Here is a 2632-nt window from a genome sequence, read left to right as displayed (position 1 = left end):
GATTTTGCGCAAAATCGCTTCCGGTGATACTAGTAACTTAGGAGATACTTCCACTTTGGCTGATCCTGGCGTTGTTGAAAAATTACTAGAAGAAAAGCAGTCCATGGCTATGCCTTAGCATATGCAGTAAAAACATCCATGCCGCCGTAGGGCGGCTTGGTAACATACCATCAAAAGTGCAGAACTACCAGGGACGTGATAAGTAGTCATGAATTCCTGCGAATGCGGCTGCTCCGTATTTAATAGTCCTTAATGTGGCTTAAGGTGATCCTTTAACATTTAAAAGGAGAAACTCTGATGAATGCCGATATTTATCAAGAGGTTGAGAATAACCCTCGCTTCAAGGAATTAGTTGAGAAGCGCGGACGTTTTGCCGGGCTGTTGTCCATCATTATGTTAATGCTTTATGTTGGTTTTATTTTTCTCATTGCCTTTGCCCCCGAATGGCTTGGCACACCTCTCTATGAAGGCTCCAGCGTAACACGTGGTATTCCTGTTGGTATCGGTATTATTTTTATTTCTTTCATATTAACAGGGATTTATGTTGTCAGAGCGAATGGTGAATTCGATCGTTTGACATCGACTATTCTCAAAGAGGTGGGAAAATGAAAAAGCTTCTCTTCTCAACAATCCTGCTATTTTTTTCCTTCTACCCTATTTTAGCCCAGGCAGACGCCCTTTCAGGTAAAGTAGAAAAGCAACCTTTGAATATTCAGGCCATTATCATGTTTCTGTTATTCGTTGGGTTCACGCTTTACATTACTTATTGGGCATCAAAACGAACAATTTCTCGTTCAGATTACTATACTGCCGGAGGGCGGATCACGGGTTTTCAAAATGGTATGGCCATTGCTGGGGACTATATGTCAGCAGCCTCTTTTTTAGGGATTTCTGCATTGGTTTATACCTCCGGTTATGATGGCCTGATTTATTCCATCGGTTTCCTTGTTGGCTGGCCAATTATTTTGTTCCTGATCGCTGAACGGTTGAGAAATCTGGGACGTTACACATTTGCTGATGTTGCTTCTTATCGATTAAAGCAGCGCCCTATCCGTACTTTGTCTGCAATGGGATCTCTGGTTGTTGTTGCGTTATATCTGATTGCACAAATGGTTGGAGCTGGAAAACTCATCGAACTATTATTCGGACTGAATTACCACATCGCTGTTGTTTTAGTTGGTATTCTAATGGTTCTGTATGTACTGTTTGGTGGCATGCTGGCAACAACGTGGGTTCAGATTATCAAAGCAATTTTATTGCTGGCTGGAGCAACATTTATGGCTTTGATGGTTATGAAAGCCGTGAATTTCAATTTTAATACCCTATTTAAAGAAGCTATTGCCGTACATTCACACGGGCAGGATATTATGAGCCCAGGTGGATTAGTTTCTGACCCAGTATCTGCACTCTCTTTAGGGCTAGCGTTAATGTTTGGTACTGCTGGCTTACCGCATATCATCATGCGATTTTTTACCGTTAATGATGCTAAAGAAGCCCGCAAAAGTGTTTTCTATGCCACCGGCTTTATCGGTTATTTCTACATCCTAACCTTTATCATTGGATTTGGTGCAATACTGTTAGTCAGCCCCAATGCTGCATTTAAAGATCCAACCGGAACATTAATTGGTGGGACTAATATGGCCGCAGTCCATCTTGCAAGTGCGGTTGGCGGTGATTTTTTCCTCGGTTTTATTTCTGCTGTCGCTTTTGCCACGATTTTAGCTGTTGTAGCAGGGCTAACATTAGCTGGTGCCTCAGCCGTTTCTCATGATCTCTATGCTAATGTAATTAAACGGGGACAAGCCAATGAACAGGATGAGTTAAAAATTTCCAAAATTACTGTAGTCTTCCTGGGAATTATCGCTATTGGATTAGGTATTTTATTCGAAAAACAAAATATTGCTTTTATGGTCGGTCTGGCTTTCTCCATTGCAGCAAGTTGTAATTTCCCAATTATTTTATTGTCGATGTACTGGAGCAGGCTGACAACACGTGGAGCTTTGATTGGTGGATGGTTGGGATTAATGATAGCCGCCGTATTAATGATCCTTGGCCCAACAATCTGGGTTAGTATTCTTGGTCATGAAAAACCCATTTATCCTTATGAGTATCCAGCTCTATTCTCCATGATTGTAGCATTTGCCGGTGCATGGCTTTTCTCCATCACAGATACATCAGAACAAGGTCAATTGGAAAGAGAAATGTTCCGTAAGCAATTTCTACGTTCACAGACAGGCCTTGGTATTGAGCAAGGAAACGCACATTAGCATTAAATACTGAACTTATCCTGCCCTTTTGGGCAGGTTCTATTTTGTTAACCAAACGGAGAGCTGATGTTTAATGTAATCTGATGACAAACTTGGACAACAAAGAACTTAATTCACTGTCGAAGAGCAAATTCTGAATTTAATAACTGATATTAGCAAAGCAGCCAAAGCAATTAATGTCAATAAATCAGCGATGAACAGATTAATTCATCAATTAAGGCAGAACCGACAAGGAAAATAGGCCACGACGGTACTCATGGGGAATAAGGAAAGGTATATGACCCAACTTCACTGAGAAAACGCAAAAAAGCCATCCGGTTCAGGATGGCTTCTCTGTCAAATCAATGTCTGGCAGTGCCCTACTC

General features: G+C 41.3%; 3 protein-coding genes. All 3 read left to right on the top strand.

Translation table 11 applies throughout. The features are described from left to right. A partial coding sequence (locus AAC147_RS04560; protein WP_231571618.1) for a hypothetical protein occupies positions 1–118 on the top strand: 118 nt, incomplete at its 5' end. Between the two features lie 179 nt (positions 119–297). Next, the gene (locus tag AAC147_RS04555; protein ID WP_047685815.1) at positions 298–609 is read left to right on the top strand and encodes a DUF485 domain-containing protein; all 312 of its coding nucleotides are present in this window, start codon (positions 298–300) and stop codon (positions 607–609) included. Beyond that, positions 606–2267 (top strand): cation/acetate symporter ActP, encoded by a 1662-nt coding sequence (actP, locus tag AAC147_RS04550; protein WP_047685814.1) that lies wholly within the window; start codon positions 606–608, stop codon positions 2265–2267. Before AAC147_RS04555 ends, actP begins: the two co-directional genes overlap by 4 nt. Positions 2268–2632 lie beyond the last annotated feature (365 nt).

The sequence above is a fragment of the Xenorhabdus sp. NBAII XenSa04 genome (assembly GCF_963866145.1).
GTDB lineage: Bacteria > Pseudomonadota > Gammaproteobacteria > Enterobacterales > Enterobacteriaceae > Xenorhabdus > Xenorhabdus indica.
This window is presented reverse-complemented; position numbering and strand designations above follow the sequence as displayed.

Bases quoted from the DNA above. Each gene is read 5' to 3' on its own strand.
- AAC147_RS04555 (WP_047685815.1), top strand. From the start codon at position 298: ATGAATGCCGATATTTATCAAGAGGTTGAGAATAACCCTCGCTTCAAG.
- actP (WP_047685814.1), top strand. From the start codon at position 606: ATGAAAAAGCTTCTCTTCTCAACAATCCTGCTATTTTTTTCCTTCTAC.